A 23,822-nucleotide genomic window follows, 5' to 3' on the forward strand; every position below is an offset into this window, starting at 1 on the left:
TAGCCTCTATAATTCCGACCTCTTTAATTAATGCTGTGGAGTTTATACTCTACAACTTGTTGATAAATTAGATTTGGATATAAATCGTCATGAAACGCACATTTCAACCATCAGTATTAAAACGCAACAGAACTCACGGTTTCCGTGCTCGTATGGCTACTAAAAACGGTCGTCAAGTTCTTGCTCGCCGTCGTGCTAAAGGCCGTGCTCGTTTAACTGTTTCTAGCTAATTTAAAGTTGGGTGACTAAACTCACTTTTCCTCGGGAGTTGCGCTTGTTAACTCCCTTTGATTTCAATTATGTTTTTCAGGAATCCATAAGAGCTGGATCGCCTTTTCTTACGCTAATTTCTCGAAAAAATAAATTATCACATCCACGTCTTGGGTTTGCTATAGCCAAAAAACAGGTAAAGCGAGCTCATGAACGCAATCGCATCAAAAGACTTGCTAAAGAGTACTTCCGTCATCACCAACATCAATTGCCGAATATTGATTTTATTTTAATGGCAAAGCAACCTGTTGTAGAATTAGATAATCAACAACTTTTAGCAACATTAGATAAACTATGCCAAAAAATTGTAGGCAAACATCAGGTTTGAACAAAATTTTATTGATTATAAAACAGCATGTAATGGCTTGTAAATTATTGATAATAAATGTTTTTGTCTTAATGATTCGCGTTTATCAAAAAGTTATTAGTCCTTTATTTGGTCCAAAATGTCGCTTTACCCCAACGTGTTCTCAGTATGCAATAATTGCGCTAAGACGCTTTGGATTAATAAAAGGTGGTTGGCTAACAGTGAAACGTGTATTAAAATGTCACCCTTTACATGAGGGAGGAGAAGATCTTGTTCCTCCTAATATTAAAAACAATAGAGAAAAACACTAATGGGATCTCAACGTAATATCTTAGTCATTGCTTTACTTTTTGTATCGTTTTTTATCTGGAAGGCTTGGGAAGAGGATCATGCTCCTAAACCGCCTATCGCTAATCAAATGGCACAACAAGTAAGTGGTGATGATTCTAATAATAGCTCAATGCTTGGTAAGAGCATTACTATCAAATCTGATGTTCTTTCACTGACTATTAACACTTATGGTGGTGATGTTCAAGCAGCTCAATTATTAAAATATGAGCAGACACTCCATTCAAATACCCCTTTCCAATTGTTAAACTCTCGCCCTGATTTTGTCTATATTGCTGAAAGTGGTTTAACGGGTAAAGATGGCCCTGATAATGTGATGCAAAATGGTAAACGCCCTGTTTATCAAACTGCACAGACAGAATATACGTTAGCCGATGGGCAAGATGAATTACGAGTACCATTCAGTTATCAGACTAATGGTGTAAAATATACCAAATATTATGTATTGCACCGTGGTAGTTATGCAATTGATGTTGAGTATAAGATTGATAACCAAAGTACAATGCCTGTTGAAATAGCGATGTATGGGCAATTGAAACAGACTATCGAGTTACCACATGATGCCGTGACGGAAGGCGGTGGTGGATTAGGGCTAAGTGCTTTCCGTGGTACAGCTTATTCTAGTGCTGATACAAATTATAGCAAATACAGTTTCGATGATATCAAAGACAAAGCGTTAAAAGTTGAAACAAAAACAGGTTGGATTGCAATGTTGCAACACTACTTTGCATCAGCTTGGATTCCAACACAGGATCAAAATAATTTATTTTATTCCCGTGCTACAGCGAATAATTCACAAGCAACCATTGGTTTTAAAGGTGAATCAACGACAGTGCAGGCAAAAAGTACCCAAACAATTAATGCAAAATTGTGGTTAGGGCCTGAAATTCAAAGCGAATTAAAACAGACTGCAAAACATCTTGATTTGATTGTGGATTATGGTTGGCTGTGGTTTTTATCGCAACCATTGTTTTATCTCTTAAAATTTATTCAAAGTTTTGTTAGCAACTGGGGTATTGCAATTATTGCCATTACCTTTATTGTTCGTGGTATTTTATTCCCATTAACACGCGCGCAATATCGTTCAATGGCTAAAATGAAATTGTTGCAACCTCGTTTACAAGCGTTAAAAGAGCGTTATGGTGATGATAGACAAAAAATGAGCATTGAAACCATGGCACTTTATAAGCAAGAAAAAGTAAACCCATTAGGGGGTTGCTTACCGCTATTGATTCAAATGCCAATTTTCTTGTCTCTATTCTATATGTTAGGGAATACTGTTGAATTACGTCATGCACCATTTATATTATGGATTCATGACTTGTCAGCACAAGACCCATATTATATTTTACCGTTATTAATGGGTGGAACCATGTTCTTAATTCAGAAGATGTCACCAACACCTGTCACAGACCCATTACAACAAAAATTGATGACCTATATGCCATTAATCTTTACGGTATTCTTCTTATGGTTCCCATCTGGCTTAGTTTTATACTATATTGTCAGTAATTTATTTACGATTGCGCAGCAACGTGTTATCTATTGGGAATTAGAGAAAAAAGGTCTTCACGAAAAGAAAAAGAAATAATCAGAAATAGAAAGGAGGAGTAAAATCCTCCTTTTTTCTATCTGTTTGGGTATTAATTTATTATGAATATAGAGCAACAATTACATTTAACAGGAAATGAAAAGGGATATTGGTTTGTTAGTCAAAATGGGCGTCTATGGTTACCGAATGGTAAAGTGCCATTCGGACAAGCGAACGAACTAGGTTTTAGTCATGAGATTGCTCAACCAATCGGTGAATGGAATGGACAAACGGCTTGGCTAATTTGCAAAGAAATGAACTCATCAATGAGTTCTATTAAATGCCTTCTGAATAGAGATGATCCGTCATTATTTTATATGGCTGGACGGGCAGTACAATTATCCGAGTTCTATCGTTCACATAAATATTGTGGCTATTGTGGACATAATATGCATATCAGTCATAAAGAATGGTGTTGTTTGTGTGACAACTGTAATGAACGTTATTATCCTCAAATATCTCCTTCTATTATTGTTGCAATTCGGAATAAAAACAAAATTTTATTGGCTAAACATGCACGTCACAATAAGGATAATTTATTCACTGTGCTAGCTGGATTTACTGAAATTGGCGAGACAATGGAAAATGCTGTTGAGCGTGAAGTGTTTGAAGAGTCAAAGATCAAAATCAAAAATATTCGCTATGTAGGATCACAACCTTGGCCGTTCCCTAACTCACTCATGATGGCTTATTTAGCTGATTATGATAGCGGAGATATCCAGATCGATAAGAACGAATTGGTCGAGGCAGCTTGGTATCATTACAGCCAACTACCTAAAATTCCTGAATATGGGACTATAGCTAGGCGATTAATAGAAGATACGATTGTTCTTTGTCGAGAATATGATGAGCTTGGTAAGAACGAATAAAATTCAGCATGACAATAAATAGGCTAATAGTCGCCTATTTATTAAAAAGAATTTGAGAATTTAATGGCTTTATCTTTAATATTTAAGCTACGCCTAGTATTAGTGACGGCTACACCAAATTGCTAATGCATTACAATCCCAGTTTTTCATCATGTCACACCATGCAGAACGCCAACGTCTAACCGTATTACTGCTAAAATTCATCTTTTTTTCAATTTGAAGGTTATTTTCACCAGAAACAAGTAAATCAATAAATTCTAACCAGAGATCTGATCTAGGAAGTTTATTTAATTGAGTATCGCTTAAAATATTAAAGCTGTGTCGGCAACGTTTACATCGATAACATGTGCGTGTTCCGATTTTAGTTGTATCTGTTGAACCACAATGTATACAAATAGGTTTTTGTTCATTAAGAAGTTCAATGATTTTAGTGTTCATCATTTTATGTTGTTCTGCCAATGTTGTTGGAATTTTGGCTTGTTTATTGTCCGTATACCATTGGTATAAAGAATTATAATTTGTTTCTAAATAAGAAACGATGGCATGATCTCGTCGTATTACTTTCTCAAGAGAGCAATTTAGTTTGTTGGCAATATATTGATAACTTTTATTTTCAATACGATAAGCAAATATCATTTCTAGCCAGTTAAATGGTGTTAACCGATTGAAAGGAGTATTAGTCGCAGCAGTACAATATTTATTACATGTCTTACAACGGTAGGTAACAGTTGGGGTTGAACGAATTGTATAAAAATCATTGTTTTCACAAAATGGACAAATTTCAATGTTTTGTTGAGTAATTTTTTCTAAACTTTTAAGAAAATTATCTAATTCATTATGCAATTCGTTGGGTACTAGTTCATAAATCATTTCTTACTCCCTAATCACTTATCTTCGTAAATATTATCAGATATTTAGCTAAACAAGTAGGCTAACTAACACTTTTTTACATTATTCATATTTGTAAATATTACGAAAATATTAAGAAATATTATGAACAGTTAGTATCAAATAAAATAGTTATTTTGATAACAAATTTATGATTTAAATTTTGAGGAAAATACTTACTTTTAAAGACAAATTTACATCAATTTTTTATTAAAAAATTAATGATAAGTGAAAAAAAAATCGACATTTCAGGTAAAAATGTCGATTTTATAGCAGATAAAAAAATTAATTTTGTTAAGTGTTATTTAACCATTCGGCGACTTGTTTGGAAAAATAGCTTAATATGCCATCAGCACCGGCTCGTTTAAAGCAGAGTAATGATTCCATAATTGCTGATTTTTCATCTAACCAATTATTTTCAATTGCTGCCTTTAACATGGCATATTCCCCTGATACTTGATAAGCAAAGGTTGGAACAGCAAAAGTGTCTTTTACTCGGCGAATAATATCAAGATAAGGCATGCCAGGTTTTACCATGACCATATCAGCACCTTCACTTAAATCTTGATAAATTTCTTGTAATGCTTCATCGCTATTCGCAGGGTCAAGTTGATAAGTTTTTTTGTTACCACCTTTTATATTTTTAGCTGAGCCGACCGCATCACGGAAAGGGCCATAGAAACTAGAAGCATATTTTGCGGAATAAGCCATAATTTGCGTATTATGAAATCCTTGGGCTTCGAGTTCGTCACGAATTGCACCAATGCGTCCATCCATCATATCGCTTGGTGCGATAATATCAACACCAGCATGAGCTTGCATTAAGGCTTGTTTAACAAGTGTTTCGACAGAAACATCATTTAGAACATAACCTTGTTCATTGATAATACCGTCTTGTCCATGCGTCGTATAAGGATCAAGTGCCACGTCGGTTAATATGCCAAGATCAGGAAATTCTTTTTTTAATGCACGTACGGCTTTGGGAACTAAACCATTTTCATTATAAGCCTCTTCTGCAAGAAGCGATTTTTTTTCAGCTTCGATGGCGGGAAACAGAGATAAAACGGGTATTCCCAATTTAACAATTTGTTCAGCTTCCTTTAATAATACATCAATACTCATTCTGTTCACATCTGGCATAGATTTAACAGGTTGGGTAATATTTTTTCCTTCAATAATGAAAACGGGATATATAAGGTCATTAACACTTAAACTATTTTCTGCAACTAGACGGCGACTAAAATCTTGCGCACGATTACGTCGTAGTCGGCGTTTAGGATATTGACCTGTGATAAATGGCGACATACAAGCTCCTGCTTATTCTTTTTTTATTAAAATTGGTGTAATTATCTGATGCTCAAAGCTGTTTAGCAAATTAATTTGCTGTACCAGAATAAATCAAATTTTTACTTTACAACATATATTGATTAGAGGTAAAATTGCGCACTAATTTTTAGTCCTTTGTGATATTAACCAATTTTGAGGTGAGAGGCACATGCCAGTAATTAAAGTACGTGAAAATGAACCTTTCGATGTAGCATTACGTCGTTTTAAACGTTCTTGCGAAAAAGCAGGAGTTTTAGCTGAAGTTCGTAACCGTGAATTTTATGAAAAACCAACAACAATTCGTAAACGAGCTAAAGCAGCAGCGGTTAAACGTCATGCTAAAAAGTTAGAAAGAGAAAACGCTCGTCGCACTCGTTTATATTAATATTTTTGCGATAATTTATAATTAAAATTTAAATTGATATAAGAATCAGTTTGCTATTTTTAATATAAAGAATTCTAGCAAGCCGTACGTAAGATACGGCTTGTTGTCTTTCTAAAATGCCAATATTGGTTGAATATTCATTATGAAAGGTCAAATTCCTCGCGATTTTATTTTAGAACTCATCGCTCGATCCAGCATTCTTGATGTGATCAGCAAACGCGTTAAAATGAAAAAACAAGGAAATAACTATTTTGGTTGTTGTCCTTTTCATGATGAAAAAACCGCTTCTTTTTCGCTTAACGAAAAAAAACAGATCTATTATTGCTTTGGCTGTGGTGCGACGGGTTCTGTCGTCACTTTCTTGATGCAATATGAACGCTTATCATTTCCAGAAGCTATCGAAGAATTAGCTAGTATGCAAGGGATTCGTGTTCCTTATGTTGATAGCGAAAATAATCAAATAGATCGATCCAAACATATTGAATCTCGTAATGTTCGCCGTGATTTGTATGAGTTGATGGCTAAAATAACCCATTTTTACCAACAACAATTAGCACTGCCAACGTCAACCGCCGCTAATCAATACCTTGAGCAACGTGGATTAAATGCCGAAATTATTAATCGGTATAAAATTGGTTTTGCGCCAAATGAATGGCGATTAACTTTGCAAAATGTGGTCAAAACCAAAACAGAAGCCGAGCTTTACAATCAAGCTGGTATGTTAGTCACGAATGATAATGGTAACCAATATGATCGCTTTCGTGGTCGGATTATGTTCCCGATTCGTGACAGACAAGGTAATGTGATTGCGTTTGGTGGGCGAACGATTATTAATGATAATGCGAAATATATTAATTCCCCTGAAACCTCTATTTTCCATAAAGGGTTTCAGTTGTATGGACTTTATGAAGCGCAAGAAGTCAATCGTAATCCTAAACAACTGATGGTGGTTGAAGGATATATGGATGTCGTATCGCTTGCCCAATTTGGTATTGATTATGCTGTTGCGGCACTTGGTACTGCAACGTCTGAAGAGCATATTAAACTGTTATTTAGAGCAACAGATTCTGTCATATTTTGTTATGACGGTGATAACGCCGGGCGTAGTGCAGCTTGGCGAGCACTTAATGTCTTATTACCTTGCTTGATTGACGGTAAAGAAATAACTTTTGCTTTTTTACCTCAGGATGAAGATCCGGATAGCTTGGTTCGAAAAATAGGTAAAGACGGATTCGAGTCCTATTTGCAAACTGCGCCGAATTTATCTAAATTTTTATTCGATGAGCTTTTAAAACAAGTTGATCTAAAAACGCCAGAGGGAAAAGCAAAATTAAGTTCACTTGCTTTACCACTGCTTGATCAAGTAAAAGCAAAGGCATTTCGTTTAAATTTATTGCAACAATTAGGTAAATATTTGGGATTACTAGATGTGTCTCAATTAGAACAATTGTTGCGGACAAGTCGAGCGAAAGGCAATGAAAAAACTGTAGTCAATACACCTGTATCACAGGTAAAACTAACTACAATGCGTATTTTGATCGGCTTATTAATACAGTATCCTTATCTTGCTAAGCAAGTTACCGATATTCAGGCGGTTAGTCAGGTAAAAATGGCGGGTATCGAATTTTTTATCGAACTACTTGAATTATGCCAACATTACCCAAATATAACTACTGCACAGATTTTAACTGAATACATCGATAAACCGTTTTATAAACAATTAAACCGTTTAGCAACATGGGAGCACCATTATCAAGACAATCAAATAGAGTCAATTTTTTCGCATACGTTAAAAGAGTTATATGATAATATACTCGCCCAACGGCAAGATGAACTGATCGCAAAAGAGAGAGTCTCCGGCTTAAGTACCGCAGAGAAAAAAGAATTAGCGACACTAATACTTGTTTTATCGAAAAAAGACTAAATATTGGGTATATGTAGAACAGAATTTTTATTCTTATTACATATATAATATATATGACCAAATAACTTAATGTGGATACCTTTATGGAGCAAAATTCTCAATCACAGCTAAAACTCCTAATCATTCGAGGTAAGGAGCTAGGATATTTAACCTATGCTGATGTCAACGATCACTTGCCAGAAGAGATTATTGATTCAGATCAGATTGAAGATATAATCCAAATGATTAATGACATGGGGATTCAAGTTCTTGAAGAAGCCCCAGATTCTGATGATTTATTACTTTCAGATAATGTCCCTGATGAAGAAGCCGTTGAAGCAGCAACTGCATTGGTATTATCTAATGTTGAGTCAGAAATAGGTAGAACAACAGATCCCGTCCGTATGTACATGCGTGAAATGGGCGCAGTAGAACTGCTTACACGTGAAGGCGAAATTGATATAGCCAAACGTATTGAAGATGGTATTAACCAAGTTCAAACATCGGTATCAGAATATCCAGAAGCAATTACTTATCTTTTAGAACAATACAATTTAACCGAAAGTGGTGAAGTCCGATTATCTGATCTAATCACTGGCTTTGTTGATCCTAATGCGGAAGGATCGGCTGACGCACTTCCTGAAGATTTAGAAGAAACTGAAACAGACATCGATCTTGATGACAGTGATGAAGAAAGTGAAGACGAAGATGGCGATTCTTCAGCAGATGATGATGTCTCTATCGATCCTGAAGTTGCACGTGCTAAATTTGCTGAATTAAAAGAGCAACACGATAAAACATCAGAAGCGATCAAAAAATACGGACGAGCTCATAAAAAAGCGCAAAAAGAGATCGAAAATTTATCTGAAATTTTCAAACAATTCCGTTTAGTTGGTAAGCAGTTTGATATTCTTGTCAACAATATGCGAAGCATGATGGATCGCGTAAGAGCACATGAACGTGTCATTATGAAGATCTGCGTTGAACAATGTAAAATGCCGAAAAAACAATTTATGACGTATTTTACTGGTAATGAAAACAATATGAGCTGGTATACTAAAGCGTCAAATGCGAAAGGTGCTTTTGCTGCCAACTTAAATGCGTTTGAGGATCAAGTTGCAGAGCAAATTGAAGCGTTGAAAAAAATCGAAGCTGAAACCAATCTTTCTATCGAACAGATTAAAGATATTAACCGTCGTATGTCTATCGGTGAGGCGAAAGCTCGTCGTGCCAAGAAAGAGATGGTAGAAGCAAACTTACGTTTAGTAATCTCGATTGCTAAAAAATATACAAACCGTGGTTTACAGTTCTTAGATCTTATCCAAGAAGGTAATATTGGTTTGATGAAAGCAGTTGATAAGTTTGAATATCGTCGTGGTTATAAATTTTCAACCTATGCAACTTGGTGGATCAGACAAGCGATTACTCGTTCGATTGCGGATCAGGCAAGAACTATCCGTATTCCAGTACATATGATTGAAACGATTAATAAATTGAATCGTATTTCACGTCAAATGTTACAAGAAATCGGTCGTGAACCAACGCCAGAAGAGTTGTCAGAGCGTATGCAAATGCCTGAAGACAAAATACGTAAAGTACTGAAGATTGCCAAAGAACCAATCTCAATGGAAACCCCAGTCGGTGATGATGAAGATTCACATTTAGGGGACTTTATCGAGGATACAGCTCTCGAGCAACCATTAGATGCGGCAACATCAGAAAGTTTACGAAGCGCAACACGTGATATTCTTTCTGGGTTAACCCCTCGTGAAGCAAAAGTATTACGTATGCGGTTTGGTATTGATATGAATACCGATCATACGCTTGAAGAAGTTGGTAAACAGTTTGATGTAACACGTGAACGTATTCGTCAAATTGAAGCCAAAGCACTGCGTAAATTGCGTCATCCTAGCCGTTCAGACGTGTTACGTAGCTTTTTAGAATAGTCTTTTTTATTTGTAACTATATCGCCACAATTGTGGCGATTTTTTTTAACTTTTTAACTTGATAACTATGAATATATTACAACGTCTTAAAATAGATCCGTTTTTATTAATTCTGATTTGCGTTGTACTTACCGCTAGCGTGTTTCCTTGTAAAGGTGAAACTAAAACTGCTTTCGAATACCTCACCACCTTTGCTATTGGTCTACTGTTTTTTATGCATGGCGCAAAGCTCTCTTTTCAAGCAATCGTTATTGGCATTAAAAATTGGCGGTTACATTTGCTGATTTTTATCACCACTTTTGTGGTTTTTCCGATTTTGGGCGTCATGATGCAATTATTGGTGCCAACGTTTCTCTCTGAAAATCTATATTTAGGGTTTGTCTATCTTTGCGTTCTACCTGCCACCGTTCAGTCCGCCATAGCTTTTACTTCAATTGCAAAAGGTAATGTTGCAGCGGCTATTTGTAGTGCTTCAGCCTCGACGTTATTAGGTGTCTTTATCACACCTGTATTAGTTGGCTTATTGATGCATACACAGGCTGTTGCATCAATGAATATCATGGATGCCATTAGCTCAATTATGCTCAAGTTAATGTTACCTTTTATTATTGGTCATTTATCCAGACGCTATATTGGCAAATGGGTCGACAAATATAAAAATATTATTTCTAAAACCGATCGTTTATCTATCCTTTTAGTGGTTTATGTGGCATTTAGTGATGCGGTTGTAAATGGAATTTGGTCACAAGTTGGCGTGTTATCACTATTGAGTGTTATCTTTTTTTCTATTTTATTATTAATTCTTGTATTATTGTTTACTACCTATAGTGCAAGATTATTAGGGTTTAATAAAGAAGATGAAATCACGATTGTATTTTGTGGGTCAAAGAAGAGTCTTGCTAGTGGTATTCCCATGGCAAGTGTGATTTTTCCTATCTCGATTATGGGAATAATGATTTTACCTTTAATGATTTTTCACCAAATTCAATTGATGATTTGTGCCTTTTTAGCCGCTCGTTATGCGAAGCGAAAAATATAAAAATTATTTTGCTCATTGCCTTATTCTCAAGGATAATAGAGCCGCCATTAACTACAGAAAGATATATTATGTTTCATCTATTTGCTGATTTAGAATTTTCAACAATTATATTATTAGTCTTTGCATTGCTTTTTGTTCTTTTTTACGAAGCAATTAATGGATTTCATGACACAGCTAATGCTGTGGCAACTGTCATTTATACAAGAGCATTGAAAGAACAACTCGCTGTTTTTATGGCTGGCGTGTTTAATTTTTTTGGTGTGCTTCTGGGTGGGTTAAGTGTTGCTTACGCAATCGTTCACCTTTTACCAACCGATTTATTACTCAATGTTAGTTCAGCGCATGGACTGGCAATGGTCTTTTCAATTTTATTTGCTGCCATTATTTGGAATTTAGGGACATGGTATGTCGGTATTCCTGCATCAAGTTCGCACACCTTAATTGGTTCAATTATTGGGGTTGCACTTGCTAACGCATTTATCATGGATACTTCAATTATTGAAGCACTCAATATTCCTAAAATGATTCAAATCTTCCTGTCATTGATTGTTTCCCCACTTGTAGGGCTAATCATTGCCGGTTTAATGATATTTTTATTGCGTAAATACTGGACTCGTAAAGGTCAAAGTAAAAAAAGCAGTAAAAAAAGAGAACGTATTTTTATGACGCCAGAACAGCGTGAAAAGCTCTATGGTAAGAAGAAACCCCCTTTTTGGATCCGTATCATGTTAATTATATCAGCAGCAGGTGTTAGCTTTTCACATGGTGCGAATGATGGGCAAAAAGGCATTGGTTTGTTAATGTTAGTTTTAATGGGAATTGCACCAGCTGGCTTTATTGTGAATATGAGTGCATCTACTTATGACATTACCAATACGCGTAATGCAATTCACAATATTGAAGAGTATTTTGTTTCACATCAAAAAGATTTAACCAGCGTAATTGGTCATCAACCCGTTATCGATTCGACAATTCCTACAACCGATATTAATCAATATCACTGCGACTACTCTCGTTCGTTTATGACAATAGGTATTGCTAATTCATTATTTAATAAACTTAATGATTATGAAGCATTAACGGTCGATCAACGTTCACAAGCAAGACGTATTTTACTTTGTTTATCCGATACTGTATCGCATGTTGCAAAACAACCTAATGTTTCTACTGAAGATAAACAATATCTAAAATCTTTAAATAATGATTTACTCAAAACCGTTGAGTATGCACCTGTTTGGATTATTATTGCTGTTGCTTCAGCACTGGCATTAGGCACCATGATTGGTTGGCGACGTGTTGCAATCACCATTGGTGAAAAGATTGGTAAAAAAGGGATGACTTATGCACAAGGTGTGTCAGCGCAAATTACAACCGCATTATCAATTGGTATCGCCAGTTATACAGGAATGCCTGTATCAACAACACAAGTTCTTTCTTCATCGGTTGCCGGTACCATGATCGTTGATGGTGGTGGGGTACAAAGCAAAACGATAAAAAATATTGCATTAACTTGGATTTTAACATTGCCAATTTCAATTTTGCTATCTGGATCACTTTTTTGGCTTGCTCAAAAATTAATTTAGTAGTAAAAAAGAAGATATTAATTTTACTTTTAATCTGAGCGCCAAAAAAGAAAGGAGTAAAGAACAATGGCTTATAAACATATATTAGTCGCAGTGGATTTATCACCTGAAAGTGAAGTGCTTGTTGAAAAAGCGGTATCAATGGCAAGACCTTATAATGCTCAAGTCTCATTGATTCATGTAGGTATTAATTATTCTGATCTTTACACAGGTTTAGTTGATATTAATATGAATGATATGAAGGATAAAATTACCGAGGATGCCCATATTGCTTTAAATAAATTAGCTGATGATGCCGGTTATCCTATTGCTCATACATTATCAGGCAATGGGGAGTTTGGTCAGGTATTGATTGAAGCTATTCATGAATTCAACGTCGATCTTGTTGTATGTGGTCATCACCAAGATTTCTGGAGTAAATTAATGTCTTCCGCTCGTCAACTTATTAATAATACACATATTGATACTTTGATTGTTCCATTAAAAGATGAAGAGCTCGCTGAACAAGTCGCGAAAGAAAAACTTAACGATCAACCCGCTTAAATAGCGGGTTTTTTATTCTTTACACGTTACTGTAAAACAATGCTACCGATTCTTATTTCATAAGTTAGATGAGTGTAAGATGGCTACTTTGCCATTTTTTGATAAGGCATGTTGGCGTTTTCAGGGCTATACTCAAAGGTCTAAATTAATCAATAAGGAGATTTACGATGAATATTGCATTAGTGACAGGGGCATCTTCAGGTTTTGGTCAAGCAACGTGTCGTAAGTTAATTGCTGATGGTTACAAAGTTATCGGAACTGCTAGGCGAGAAGATAAATTAAAAAGTCTTGCCAGCGAACTGGGGTGCAATTTTTTACCATTGGTTTTAGATGTGACCAAAAAAGATGCGGTAGAATCCCTATTGTTACAACTTCCTAAAGAATTTCAACCCATTGATATCCTCATTAATAATGCCGGCTTAGCGTTAGGGCTCGAACCTGCCTATCAAGCTAATTATGACGATTGGGAAACCATGATTGAAACAAATATTATTGGCTTAGTGCATTTAACTCATCAAATCTTACCGGGAATGGTTGAGCGTAATTTTGGTTATATTATTAATCTTGGATCTGTTGCTGGGAGTTATGCCTATAAAGGTGGCAATGTGTATGGTGCATCTAAAGCCTTTGTAAAACAATTTAGTGCCAATTTACGAACAGATCTACTGGGTAAAAAAATTAGAGTGACCAATATTGAACCGGGATTATGTGGTGGAACTGAATTTTCGAATGTGCGATTTCATGGTAACAATGAACAAGCCGCTGCTGTTTATAAAGGTGTGGATTATATTACACCTGACGATATTGCCAATACCATTTCATGGTTAGTCAATACACCACCACATTTTAATGTGACTTCGATTGAAATTATGCCTGTGGCTCAAGCTCAAGCAGGATTATCAGTATTTAAAGAGTAAAAACAAAATTAATTGTTTTTTAGAATAGTAAAAAATTAAGTTTAGTAAACAAAATAGACTTGCACTTAAGCTAATGGATTGCTATTCTTTTATCCTATAATTTTGATTAAGGTTTATGGCAATGACTTTCTCTGAAGTAACAAAAACATTTGCGACAAGTTTGCCGGGCACAGATAGTTATGTCAAACTGCGTAAAGCTATGCGCTCATTAATTCAAGACGATCCAAAAAATGCTGCTGTGTATTTTTTGATTTTTGGGTTTGCGCGAACTTATGTCATGTTGTATGAAGATCAGGAAGTATCACCCCAGTTTGCCGAAGATAATCAAAAATTGATGTTATCGTATTTAAATATCCTTGATGAAGCATTGAAAAAACAAGATGCACAAAGCATATATCAAGCATTGAACAAAGTGGTCAATGAATACGAAAATAGCAAAAAAGTATTTTGATATAGCAGCCCGACATGAAAATGTCGGGCTGTTTTATTTTGTATAGCAATAAAAACAGAGTAGGGAATATCATGAACATAATAATGACAATCACAGGCATTATTATCACCTTAGGCACCATTATGCGATCTAGGGCGGGTTGATATTTTTCTAAAAATATAAGAAAACCCGCCAAAAAAGGCGGGTTTTTATTTTGTATTGAAGATATGAGGTTCAAAATTTCTTATAAGATGAAACGACTTCAGGCAAGATAAGAAAAAATCTTATTTAACTGCAATGAGTTTTTATCAGACGTTTTGGCTCAATGGTATTTTGGATGGTCAATGACATAACTTAGGATAGTAAGGGTGGGTGTGATATGAAAGTATTAAAATTTGGAGGAACATCTGTCGCTAATGCAGAACGTTTTTTGCGAGTAGCAGAAATTATTGAGAATAATGCTAAACAAGAGCAAACAGCGACAGTATTATCGGCGCCGGCAAAAATCACTAACCATTTAGTAGCGATGGTTGAGAAAACGGTTGATGGGCAAGATATTAAAAATAACCTTTATGAAGCGGAAAAAATCTTTGCGGATTTGTTAGAAGGTCTTTCAAAAGCACAACCAAATTTTGCTTACGAAGCCATGAAACATTTTGCATTAAATGAGTTAAATCATATCAAACAGCTACTTGAAGGTATTCGTTTATTAGGACAATGCCCCGATAGCATCAATGCTTCTATCATTTGTCGAGGTGAAAAACTCTCTATTGCCATTATGCAAGCACTGCTTAAAGCAAAAGGGCATTTAGTCACGGTTATTGATCCAGTGGCAATGTTAATTGCAGAAGGTGACTACTTGGAATCAACGGTTGATATTGCTCAATCCACACATCGAATTAGTGATATGCACATCCCTGAAGACCATATAATATTGATGCCTGGTTTTACCGCCGGAAATGATAAAGGGGAACTCGTTGTGCTTGGGCGTAATGGCTCTGACTATTCCGCTTCCGTATTAGCGGCTTGTTTGCAAGCTAGTTGTTGCGAGATTTGGACGGATGTCGATGGTGTTTATACTTGTGATCCTCGTATTGTACCGGATGCGAAATTACTCAAGACTATGTCTTATCAAGAAGCCATGGAGCTATCTTATTTTGGTGCCAAAGTGCTTCATCCAAGAACTATTTTACCTATTGCTCAGTTCCAAATACCTTGTCTTATCAAAAATACCAATAATCCTGATGCGCCGGGAACATTGATCGGTGCCAATGTCGTTGACTCAACAACACCAGTAAAAGGCATAACTAATCTCAATAACATGGCTATGATTAATGTATCTGGCCCTGGTTTGAAAGGGATGGTCGGCATGTCGGCACGGGTCTTTGCTGCCATGTCTTATGCCGGTATTTCGGTAGTACTCATTACGCAATCTTCATCAGAATATAGTATTAGCTTTTGTATTCCTCAAACAGAATTATATCGAGCTCAAGAAGCATTAAATGATGAATTTTATTTAGAATTAAAAGATGGATTACTGGAGCCGATTGAAGTAATTGATAAGCTTGCTATTATCTCGGTGGTTGGTGATGGTATGCGCACGCTACGAGGTCTATCAGCTAATTTCTTTACTGCTTTGGCGCGAGCCAATATTAATATTGTGGCTATTGCTCAAGGATCATCTGAACGCTCAATTTCGGTCGTTGTGGATAATGATGTCGCCGTAATGGGGGTGCGTGTTACTCATCAAATGCTATTTGGCACCGACAAAATGTTAGATGTCTTTGTCGTTGGTGTAGGTGGTGTAGGGGGAGCACTGGTTGATCAGATAGGACGCCAACAAAAATGGCTTAAAAATAAACAGATTGATCTGCGGGTCTGCGGTCTGTTTAATTCTAAACACAGTTTATTAAATCGTGATGGCATTGATCTAAAAAATTGGCGAGAACAGATTAAACAATCTGACATCCCTTATACTCTAGAAGGCATAATTGAATTTGCTAAAAATAATCGTCTTCTTAATCCAATTTTGGTTGATTGTACATCTAGTAGTGAAGTGGCTGATAAATATGCAGACTTTTTAGCCAATGGTTTCCATGTGGTTACCCCTAATAAGAAAGCGAATACTAGTTCAATGGCTTATTATTTACGTTTACGACAAGAGGCTGAAAAAAGTAAACGCAAGTTCCAATATGATACCAATGTGGGTGCAGGGTTACCCGTTATTGAAAATCTACAAAATTTACTCAATGCTGGTGATGAACTCATTAAATTTTCGGGTATTTTGTCGGGTTCGCTTTCTTTTATTTTCGGTAAACTCGATGAAGGAATGTCGTTATCAGAGGCGACAAAACTAGCTAAAGAGAAAGGCTTTACTGAACCTGATCCAAGAGATGATTTATCAGGGACAGATGTTGCACGCAAACTATTAATCTTAGCTCGTGAAGCAGGATTACAACTTGAGTTAGATCAGATAAAAGTGGAATCGGTGTTACCTAAAGAATATGCGCAAGGAAGTATCGAAGAGTTTATGACAAAATTACCGCAACTGGATGCTGAATTTAAAGCAAAATCTGAAAAAGCGATACAAGAGGGGAAAGTATTGCGTTATGTAGGCAGCATTGAGGGCGGACAATGTAGTGTTAAAATTGAAGCCGTCGATAGTGAAGACCCACTTTATAAAGTTAAAAATGGTGAAAATGCATTAGCATTTTATACTCGCTACTATCAGCCAATCCCATTAGTCTTGCGAGGTTATGGTGCAGGTAATGATGTTACTGCGGCGGGTGTGTTTGCCGATATTTTGCGTACAACATCAGGAAAAATCGGAGGTTAAATGACACATCAATCCATAACAGTATATGCTCCTGCATCAATGGCAAATATCAGTGTGGGATTTGATATTTTAGGTGCAGCAATTAGCCCAATAAGTGGAACGATGCTGGGTGATTGTATCACTGTTGAATCATCAACTGAATTTAAACTGGTTAGTAAAGGGCAGTTTGTTAAAAAATTGCCACGAGACCCTAAATACAACATTGTTTATCAATGTTGGCAGCGTTTTTGTAAAGCAATGGGTAAAACGTTACCGGTGAGTATCACACTTGAAAAAAATATGCCTATTGGTTCTGGTTTAGGGTCAAGTGCGTGTTCAGTCGTGGGGGCGTTTGTTGCCTTAAATGAGTATTTTGGTCAACCTTTTAATCAAATTGAAATGCTTAAAATGATGGGTGAACTGGAAGGACGAATTTCGGGTAGTGTGCATTATGATAACGTTGCGCCTTGTTATTTAGGTGGCATGCAACTGATTCTGGATGAAATGGGCATAATCAGTGAATCTATTCCTCATTTTGAAGATTGGTATTGGGTTATGGCTTATCCGGGGATCAAAGTCTCAACGGCTGAAGCACGGGCTATTTTACCTGCACAATATCAAAAATCAGATTGTGTCGCTCATGGTCGTTATGTAGGCGGCTTTGTGCATGCCTGTTATACCAAGCAATCTAAATTAGCCGCTGCCATGCTGATCGATAATATTGCTGAACCTTATCGCAAACAGTTGTTACCAAACTTTGATGAAACACAGCAACGTGTAAAACAACTTGGTGCGTTAGCTTCAGGCATTTCAGGTTCTGGACCAACCATGTTTGTTATTGCGGATAAATTAGAGACTGCGCAGCAAATCGAAATACTTCTTAAAAGTCGCTATTTACAAAATAGTGATGGGTTTACGCATATTTGTAAAATTGATCAACAAGGGGCAAGAGTAATTTAAGTTTATCCATTTTTGAAACGTTAGGTAAACTTAAATCTATTCTGAATTATGACTGACTAACCGCTAAAAAGGTTGTCAAAAAGTGTAACCAATTAAAGCATAAAGATTATCGGAAAATATCATGAAATTGTATAATTTAAAAGATCACGCTCAGCAAGTTAGCTTTGCTCAGGCTGTTAAGCAAGGATTAGGACGAAACCAAGGGCTTTTTTTTCCAGAAACATTGCCAAAATTTTCTGCAAACGAAATTGAATCGCTATTAAAACTCGATTTTGTAACGCGAAGTGCCAAAATCTTATCCGCATTTATTGGCGATGAAATCAGTCATCAAGATATGCAACGTTTAGTTAATAATGCCTTTCAATTTCCTGCGCCAGTCAAAGCAGTTGAAAATGATATTGGTACTTTAGAGTTATATCACGGACCAACACTTGCCTTTAAAGATTTTGGTGGGCGCTTTATGGCGCAAGCATTAGTTCAAGTTGCTGCCGATGATAAAATCACTATTTTAACGGCGACATCAGGTGATACTGGTGCTGCGGTTGCCCATGCTTTCTATCATCTACCTAATATTCGGGTGGTAATTTTATATCCACAAGGAAAAATCAGCCCGCTACAAGAAAAACTCTTTTGTACATTGGGCGATAATATTCATACTATTGCTATTCAAAGTGATTTTGATGCCTGCCAAGCTCTGGTTAAAAAAGCCTTTGATGATGAAGAGTTAAAGACAGCAATTGGTTTAAATTCAGCAAATTCAATTAATATTAGCCGGTTACTCGCCCAAATTTGTTACTATTTTGAAGCTTATGCCCAGCTCACGCCAAAGCAACGAGAACAGTTGGTCATTTCGGTGCCAAGTGGTAATTTTGGTGACTTAACTGCCGGATTATTAGCTAAGACGATGGGATTACCGATCAAACGCTTTATAGCCGCGACTAATGCTAATGATACCGTCCCTCGTTATTTAGAAACGGGTAAATGGGAGCCTCATCCTACTATTGCCACGCTATCGAATGCAATGGATGTGAGCCAACCTAATAACTGGCCACGTATAGAAGAAATTTATCGCCGTGAAGGTTGGGTTTTAAAAACACTTGGACATGCCGCTATTTCCGATGAAGTTTCTAAACAAGCCGTTCGTGAACTGGATAAAAAAGGTTATTTATCTGAACCGCATGGCGCTATTGCTTATCGTGCGCTTCGTGACCAACTGCAAACCGGTGAATATGGATTATTTTTAGGTACTGCACACCCTGCAAAATTCAAAGAAGTGGTTGAAGATATTTTGGGGCGAACCATTCCATTACCTAAAGCATTAGCTGAGCGTGCAGATATGCCGTTACTTTCACATAATATGCCTGATGATTTTGTCAAATTACGTGATTTTTTGATTCAGTTAGATTGGTAATTTGCTTTCCGTCGCTGAATTGGCGACGGTCTGTTTGGCTGGGTATTTAAGTGTTCAGGCTAATTTTCAAAAACAAATTGACTTTATTAAGGTAAACCTTGTTTAAATTAACATTTTCAGATATTGTAATGTACATTATGTCATTATAGAGATGTTTTATGTACTGTCCGTTTTGTAATGCTGAAGATACTAAAGTCATTGATTCTCGTTTGGTTGGAGAAGGCTACCAAGTCCGTCGCCGTCGTCAATGTGTGGAATGTAATGAACGTTTCACTACATTTGAAGTTGCTGAATTAATCATGCCTAATGTCATCAAAAGCAATAAAGTTCGTGAACCATTTAACGAAGAAAAGCTCCGTAATGGCATTAAGCGTGCACTTGAAAAGCGTCCTGTTAGTTTTGATGCTATTGAAGATGCCATTACACGTATTAAGTCTAAACTGAGAGCAACGGGTGAGCGAGAAGTTCCTGCAAAATTAATTGGTGACTATGTCATTGAGGAGCTTAAAAATTTAGACAAAATCGCTTATATTCGTTTTGCTTCTGTCTATTTTAGTTTTGATGATATTGAACAATTTAGTAATGAGATTGCTAAATTACAACAAAAATAATCAATAATATGACAACAATTTCTGATCAAGATCACGTTTACATGCATCAAGCGATTGAGCTTGCAAAACTTGGTCGTTTCACGACAACGCCTAATCCTAATGTCGGGTGTGTCATCGTTAAAGATAATCAAGTTATTGGGACTGGTTATCATCAAAAAGCGGGTCAACCACATGCAGAAGTTTATGCCCTACAAATGGCGGGACAACAAGCAAAAGGTGCAACCGCTTATGTTACCTTAGAGCCTTGTAGTCATTTTGGTCGAACGCCGCCTTGTGCCGATGCATTAATTCAATCAGGGGTTAAACGTGTCGTTATCGCCATGCAAGATCCCAACCCTAATGTTGCAGGTAAGGGCATTAAACGTTTACAAGATGCTGGTATCGAGGTAACTCTAGGGGTTTTAGCTGACCAAGCGGAAGCGATTAATAAAGGTTTTTTAAAACGCATGCGCACAGGCTTACCTTTTGTCCAACTGAAACTGGCGGCATCGTTAGACGGAAAAATCGCCATGGCATCGGGTGAAAGCAAGTGGATAACCTCAAACAAGGCAAGAGAAGATGTACAACAGTTTCGTGCTCAAGCCAGTTGTATATTAAGTACCCGTAAAACAGTACAAACCGATAATGCAAGTTTAACCGTTAGATATCACCAATTACCCGATGACATACAGAAAATCTATCCTATAGAAAAGATTAGACAACCCATTAGAATAATTATTGATGGTCAACATCAATTAACCGGTGATGAGAATATTTTCCAACAACCCGGCGAAACTTGGGTTGTACGAAAGCAAAATTTATCAATTGCAGTGCCCAACGCATTGTTGATTGTAGAGCCCTCAGCTAATCAGTATATTGATATAAAAGTTTTACTCGAAAACTTAGCTCAAAAGCAGATAAATAGTGTTTGGGTTGAAGCAGGTGCACACCTTGCCGGTGCGTTAATTGAACAAAATTTAGTTGATGAACTGATTATTTATTATGCGCCAAAGCTGCTAGGTCATAATGCTAAAGATATGTGTATTTTACCTAATTTGCAAAAATTATCCCTAGCTCCTCAATTTCAATTTGAATCAGTTGTAGCAGTTGGTGAGGATATGCGCGTTATTCTAAAAAGAAAATCATCTGCAATTTGATGACAGTTCAATTCCCTATTTTAAAAAAGGAAAACGTTAATTTGAATAGTGAACGGGGCCTTTTGTATGAAAAGGCAAGCTTTAACAAGCTGGATATCGATTGTTTTTTTACTTTAGATGAGTATCAAATTATCGACGATTTTATTTATGCGGATATATCAGGAATAGCAAAAGTATGTGGTTATCAAATTCTGTTTTTTTATATTTTGGGGCATGTTGAAGCATTATCACTGGAAGATGTGGTGGAGAACACGTTTTTACGTGATAAAGCTAATCAAATTTTAACTTATTTAGGTTTTGATTTTAAAATGGGTCATCCGTTTGAGTTAACAGATGAGTTTAATCATAATTTTAAGTTTAAAGACTCTATTAATGACGATGAGGTGCGTTATTACTATGACTTTAACGAGATGTTAATTGTTTTAGGTATTAATTGGCAGGGATTTTTAGTCTCATTTGAAATGGTAAAAGATAAGGCAATTATTCATAATCGCCTGGAAAATTTTTATTCATAAATGAACTGTATTTTCTATTGCAAATATGAACTGTGCTCAGTTGAGTTAACGGCATCTATTGTTAATAAGATGCCGATACCCCCCATGAGTTAAATGCGAATACTTCATTCGGTGATTATCATTAATTACCTTGAAGAATTGCTAATAGTTGTTCTGGTGCCTTTACTGCTAAGATACGCTCAAGTGTATCGTCTGCAATCACGGCACGTGTTAATTTACGTAATATATCTAAGTGCTCATTCGATTTAGCCGCAATACCAATGACAACATAAGCAATATTATTATCTTCGTCCCACTTGATACCTTGTGGATAATAAATCACTTTAAGTCCCGTTTCGATAACACTATCACGTTTTTCTATTGTGCCATGTGGAATGGCTATACCATTACCCAAAAAAGTCGAAATTTGTGCATCACGATCGAACATTGCTAGAGTATAATCATTTTTGACTAATCCCGCGTTAATCATCTTTTCAGATACTGCTTTAATCGCATCTTGTTTTAGAAAAGCGCCCTCTATAATTGAAATATCATTTACATTGAGTTTTAAATCGCTCATTTGTTATCCTTATTTTGTTAGTCTACCGATGATGAGCGGTAGACTAATTTGTTGATTATACCGTTGCTTTAATAGCTAATTTTTTGTTTTGTGCAATACGAACTAAACCTAATAGAATTGCGCCAACTATTGCACCAGCGAAAATGCAACCAACCCATAAAAGCGGTTTATTGACCAAAGGCAATACTAAAAAGCCGCCATGTGGAGCAGGCACTTGAATTTGGCATAGAAATGTCAATACGGATGCAATTGCCGACGATAACATCATGATTGGAATGACGCGCAAAGGATCTTTTGCCGCAAATGGAATTGCACCTTCGGTAATATGTGTGGAACCGAGAACATAATTGACAATACCCGCAGCACGTTCTTCTTCTGTAAAGGCTTTTTGACGGAAAATGGTCGTCGAGAAGGCGATAACAAAAGGCGGTGCAATGCAAGCAGCTGAAACCCCTGCCATAAAATAGTAATTTCCTTCACCCAATAACATAGTACCTGTTACATAAGCTGCTTTATTAATAGGGCCACCAAAATCAAAGGAACACATAGCACCAATAACAATACCGAGTAAAATTGGATTAGTATGTTGTAATGAACCAAGCCATACAGCCATTGTGTTATTCGCTATGGCGATGGGTTTACCGAGATAATACATCCCTGCACCAATAACAAATACACCGATTAATGGCATGATAAAAATAGATTTCAGTCCTTCGAAAGAGCGAGGTAGATGATCTAACCATTTTTTAACATATAGCATCAAATAGCCAGCAGCAAATCCAGCGAGAATACCGCCTAAAAAACCTGCACCGGTAGCCGTAGCCATTAATCCACCTACAAAACCGGCAACCATCCCTTGCTTACCTGCAATAGAATTGGCTATAAAAGCGGTGAAAATAGGCACCATAATGTCAAATGCTTTTCCACCAATTTGATTAAGCATTGCTGCAAATTCATTATATTGTTCATTTTTAGGATCTGCGGAATAAATACCCCATAAAAATGATAAAGCAATGAGTACACCACCGGCGACAACAAATGGCAGCATGTTTGATACACCGCTCATTAAATGTTTATAGAGCTGGCGTCCAATCGATTCTTTGACTTCCACTTGATTTGAACTCGCTTTATTAACACTATTTTGTACGCCTTTGCGAACTGGAACTGTCCCTGAAGTGATTTGTTCTATTAATGCTGTCGCTTTATGTATACCCTCTTTAACGGGAACTTCAATAACAGGTAAACCATTAAAGCGATCAGGATTAACATCTTTATCTGCCGCAATAATCACCCCAATGGCATTTGCCATATCAGCTTCGGTAATTGCATTATCAACACCACTTGCACCATTGGTTTCTACTTTAATATCAATTCCTGCTTTTTGTGCAGCTGATTTTAATGCTTCTTCTGCCATATAGGTATGTGCGATACCGGTTGGGCAGCCTGTTACAGCGAGTATCTTCTTCATAA

Annotated in this window: 23 protein-coding genes; 19 read left to right on the top strand and 4 right to left on the bottom strand. The window is 36.5% G+C overall.

Features of this window, described 5'->3' with window-relative positions:
• Positions 1-89: 89 nt before the first annotated feature.
• From rpmH to nudC, 5 genes are all read left to right on the top strand, one after another.
• Entirely contained in the window at positions 90-230 is a 141-nt protein-coding gene (gene rpmH / locus GYM75_RS02230) for a 50S ribosomal protein L34 (protein ID WP_039105005.1), read from the top strand.
• Positions 231-241: 11 nt separating this feature from the next.
• The gene (gene rnpA / locus GYM75_RS02235) at positions 242-598 is read left to right on the top strand and encodes a ribonuclease P protein component (protein WP_255556813.1); all 357 of its coding nucleotides are present in this window, start codon (positions 242-244) and stop codon (positions 596-598) included.
• A 32-nt stretch (positions 599-630) separates the two neighbouring features.
• Positions 631-888, top strand: coding sequence for a membrane protein insertion efficiency factor YidD (gene yidD, locus GYM75_RS02240; RefSeq protein ID WP_220217269.1), 258 nt, complete (start codon positions 631-633; stop codon positions 886-888).
• Positions 888-2,516, top strand: coding sequence for a membrane protein insertase YidC (gene yidC / locus GYM75_RS02245; RefSeq protein WP_220216559.1), 1,629 nt, complete (start codon positions 888-890; stop codon positions 2,514-2,516). Before yidD ends, yidC begins: the two co-directional genes overlap by 1 nt.
• 62 nt (positions 2,517-2,578) lie before the next feature.
• On the top strand, positions 2,579-3,385 hold the full coding sequence (nudC, locus tag GYM75_RS02250) for an NAD(+) diphosphatase (protein WP_220216560.1): 807 nt from the start codon (positions 2,579-2,581) through the stop codon (positions 3,383-3,385).
• Between the two features lie 99 nt (positions 3,386-3,484).
• Here nudC and GYM75_RS02255 read toward each other — a convergent pair whose 3' ends face one another.
• Both GYM75_RS02255 and hemB read right to left on the bottom strand, forming a co-directional pair.
• On the bottom strand, positions 3,485-4,255 hold the full coding sequence (locus tag GYM75_RS02255) for a hypothetical protein (protein WP_220216561.1): 771 nt from the start codon (positions 4,253-4,255) through the stop codon (positions 3,485-3,487).
• Positions 4,256-4,567: 312 nt separating this feature from the next.
• Entirely contained in the window at positions 4,568-5,578 is a 1,011-nt protein-coding gene (gene hemB / locus GYM75_RS02260) for a porphobilinogen synthase (protein ID WP_220216562.1), read from the bottom strand.
• A 190-nt stretch (positions 5,579-5,768) separates the two neighbouring features.
• On the opposite strand from hemB, the gene rpsU reads away from it, so the two are divergent.
• From rpsU to GYM75_RS02330, 14 genes are all read left to right on the top strand, one after another.
• A complete protein-coding gene (gene rpsU, locus GYM75_RS02265; RefSeq protein ID WP_034882800.1) occupies positions 5,769-5,984 on the top strand; it encodes a 30S ribosomal protein S21 in 216 nt (71 codons plus the stop codon).
• 142 nt (positions 5,985-6,126) lie between these two features.
• A complete protein-coding gene (gene dnaG / locus GYM75_RS02270; RefSeq protein WP_220216563.1) occupies positions 6,127-7,908 on the top strand; it encodes a DNA primase in 1,782 nt (593 codons plus the stop codon).
• 83 nt (positions 7,909-7,991) lie between these two features.
• A complete protein-coding gene (rpoD, locus tag GYM75_RS02275) occupies positions 7,992-9,833 on the top strand; it encodes an RNA polymerase sigma factor RpoD (protein WP_220216564.1) in 1,842 nt (613 codons plus the stop codon).
• Between the two features lie 67 nt (positions 9,834-9,900).
• Positions 9,901-10,872 carry a bile acid:sodium symporter family protein gene (locus GYM75_RS02280; protein ID WP_220216565.1) on the top strand — a complete coding sequence of 324 codons (972 nt, stop codon included), beginning with the start codon at positions 9,901-9,903 and terminating at the stop codon, positions 10,870-10,872.
• A 68-nt stretch (positions 10,873-10,940) separates the two neighbouring features.
• A complete protein-coding gene (gene pitA / locus GYM75_RS02285; protein ID WP_220216566.1) occupies positions 10,941-12,455 on the top strand; it encodes an inorganic phosphate transporter PitA in 1,515 nt (504 codons plus the stop codon).
• Between the two features lie 66 nt (positions 12,456-12,521).
• Entirely contained in the window at positions 12,522-12,998 is a 477-nt protein-coding gene (uspA, locus tag GYM75_RS02290) for a universal stress protein UspA (protein ID WP_220216567.1), read from the top strand.
• 167 nt (positions 12,999-13,165) lie between these two features.
• The gene (locus tag GYM75_RS02295; protein ID WP_220216568.1) at positions 13,166-13,915 is read left to right on the top strand and encodes an SDR family oxidoreductase; all 750 of its coding nucleotides are present in this window, start codon (positions 13,166-13,168) and stop codon (positions 13,913-13,915) included.
• A 121-nt stretch (positions 13,916-14,036) separates the two neighbouring features.
• Entirely contained in the window at positions 14,037-14,366 is a 330-nt protein-coding gene (locus GYM75_RS02300; RefSeq protein WP_065558914.1) for a hypothetical protein, read from the top strand.
• A gap of 358 nt (positions 14,367-14,724) precedes the next feature.
• Positions 14,725-17,181, top strand: coding sequence for a bifunctional aspartate kinase/homoserine dehydrogenase I (thrA, locus tag GYM75_RS02305; RefSeq protein ID WP_220216569.1), 2,457 nt, complete (start codon positions 14,725-14,727; stop codon positions 17,179-17,181).
• Positions 17,182-18,120: a homoserine kinase gene (thrB, locus tag GYM75_RS02310; RefSeq protein WP_220216570.1), complete on the top strand. Its 939-nt coding sequence runs from the start codon at positions 17,182-17,184 to the stop codon at positions 18,118-18,120.
• Positions 18,121-18,241: 121 nt separating this feature from the next.
• Complete coding sequence (gene thrC, locus GYM75_RS02315) at positions 18,242-19,531, top strand: threonine synthase (protein WP_220216571.1); 1,290 nt, start codon at positions 18,242-18,244, stop codon at positions 19,529-19,531.
• Between the two features lie 158 nt (positions 19,532-19,689).
• The gene (gene nrdR / locus GYM75_RS02320) at positions 19,690-20,142 is read left to right on the top strand and encodes a transcriptional regulator NrdR (RefSeq protein WP_065558910.1); all 453 of its coding nucleotides are present in this window, start codon (positions 19,690-19,692) and stop codon (positions 20,140-20,142) included.
• Between the two features lie 8 nt (positions 20,143-20,150).
• Positions 20,151-21,278: a bifunctional diaminohydroxyphosphoribosylaminopyrimidine deaminase/5-amino-6-(5-phosphoribosylamino)uracil reductase RibD gene (ribD, locus tag GYM75_RS02325; RefSeq protein WP_220216572.1), complete on the top strand. Its 1,128-nt coding sequence runs from the start codon at positions 20,151-20,153 to the stop codon at positions 21,276-21,278.
• A 41-nt stretch (positions 21,279-21,319) separates the two neighbouring features.
• Complete coding sequence (locus GYM75_RS02330; RefSeq protein WP_220216573.1) at positions 21,320-21,793, top strand: hypothetical protein; 474 nt, start codon at positions 21,320-21,322, stop codon at positions 21,791-21,793.
• A 121-nt stretch (positions 21,794-21,914) separates the two neighbouring features.
• Here the strand turns inward: GYM75_RS02330 and GYM75_RS02335 are convergent, their stop codons facing one another.
• Positions 21,915-22,352, bottom strand: coding sequence for a PTS sugar transporter subunit IIA (locus GYM75_RS02335; RefSeq protein WP_220216574.1), 438 nt, complete (start codon positions 22,350-22,352; stop codon positions 21,915-21,917).
• A 55-nt stretch (positions 22,353-22,407) separates the two neighbouring features.
• Complete coding sequence (locus GYM75_RS02340) at positions 22,408-23,820, bottom strand: PTS fructose transporter subunit IIC (protein ID WP_220216575.1); 1,413 nt, start codon at positions 23,818-23,820, stop codon at positions 22,408-22,410.
• Positions 23,821-23,822: the final 2 nt, after the last annotated feature.

Origin of the sequence: Gilliamella sp. ESL0441 (assembly GCF_019469185.1) — a bacterium.
In the GTDB taxonomy this organism is placed as follows: domain Bacteria; phylum Pseudomonadota; class Gammaproteobacteria; order Enterobacterales; family Orbaceae; genus Gilliamella.

Excerpts from the sequence above, each read along its gene's own strand:
- GYM75_RS02255 (WP_220216561.1), bottom strand. The coding sequence starts at position 4,255 with ATGATTTATGAACTAGTACCCAACGAATTGCATAATGAATTAGATAAT.
- nrdR (WP_065558910.1), top strand. The coding sequence starts at position 19,690 with ATGTACTGTCCGTTTTGTAATGCTGAAGATACTAAAGTCATTGATTCT.
- yidD (WP_220217269.1), top strand. The coding sequence starts at position 631 with ATGGCTTGTAAATTATTGATAATAAATGTTTTTGTCTTAATGATTCGC.
- GYM75_RS02335 (WP_220216574.1), bottom strand. The coding sequence starts at position 22,352 with ATGAGCGATTTAAAACTCAATGTAAATGATATTTCAATTATAGAGGGC.
- GYM75_RS02340 (WP_220216575.1), bottom strand. The coding sequence starts at position 23,820 with ATGAAGAAGATACTCGCTGTAACAGGCTGCCCAACCGGTATCGCACAT.
- thrB (WP_220216570.1), top strand. The coding sequence starts at position 17,182 with ATGACACATCAATCCATAACAGTATATGCTCCTGCATCAATGGCAAAT.
- nudC (WP_220216560.1), top strand. The coding sequence starts at position 2,579 with ATGAATATAGAGCAACAATTACATTTAACAGGAAATGAAAAGGGATAT.
- ribD (WP_220216572.1), top strand. The coding sequence starts at position 20,151 with ATGACAACAATTTCTGATCAAGATCACGTTTACATGCATCAAGCGATT.
- uspA (WP_220216567.1), top strand. The coding sequence starts at position 12,522 with ATGGCTTATAAACATATATTAGTCGCAGTGGATTTATCACCTGAAAGT.
- GYM75_RS02295 (WP_220216568.1), top strand. The coding sequence starts at position 13,166 with ATGAATATTGCATTAGTGACAGGGGCATCTTCAGGTTTTGGTCAAGCA.
- thrA (WP_220216569.1), top strand. The coding sequence starts at position 14,725 with ATGAAAGTATTAAAATTTGGAGGAACATCTGTCGCTAATGCAGAACGT.
- dnaG (WP_220216563.1), top strand. The coding sequence starts at position 6,127 with ATGAAAGGTCAAATTCCTCGCGATTTTATTTTAGAACTCATCGCTCGA.
- rpmH (WP_039105005.1), top strand. The coding sequence starts at position 90 with ATGAAACGCACATTTCAACCATCAGTATTAAAACGCAACAGAACTCAC.
- rpoD (WP_220216564.1), top strand. The coding sequence starts at position 7,992 with ATGGAGCAAAATTCTCAATCACAGCTAAAACTCCTAATCATTCGAGGT.
- GYM75_RS02280 (WP_220216565.1), top strand. The coding sequence starts at position 9,901 with ATGAATATATTACAACGTCTTAAAATAGATCCGTTTTTATTAATTCTG.
- pitA (WP_220216566.1), top strand. The coding sequence starts at position 10,941 with ATGTTTCATCTATTTGCTGATTTAGAATTTTCAACAATTATATTATTA.
- hemB (WP_220216562.1), bottom strand. The coding sequence starts at position 5,578 with ATGTCGCCATTTATCACAGGTCAATATCCTAAACGCCGACTACGACGT.
- GYM75_RS02300 (WP_065558914.1), top strand. The coding sequence starts at position 14,037 with ATGACTTTCTCTGAAGTAACAAAAACATTTGCGACAAGTTTGCCGGGC.
- rpsU (WP_034882800.1), top strand. The coding sequence starts at position 5,769 with ATGCCAGTAATTAAAGTACGTGAAAATGAACCTTTCGATGTAGCATTA.
- yidC (WP_220216559.1), top strand. The coding sequence starts at position 888 with ATGGGATCTCAACGTAATATCTTAGTCATTGCTTTACTTTTTGTATCG.
- thrC (WP_220216571.1), top strand. The coding sequence starts at position 18,242 with ATGAAATTGTATAATTTAAAAGATCACGCTCAGCAAGTTAGCTTTGCT.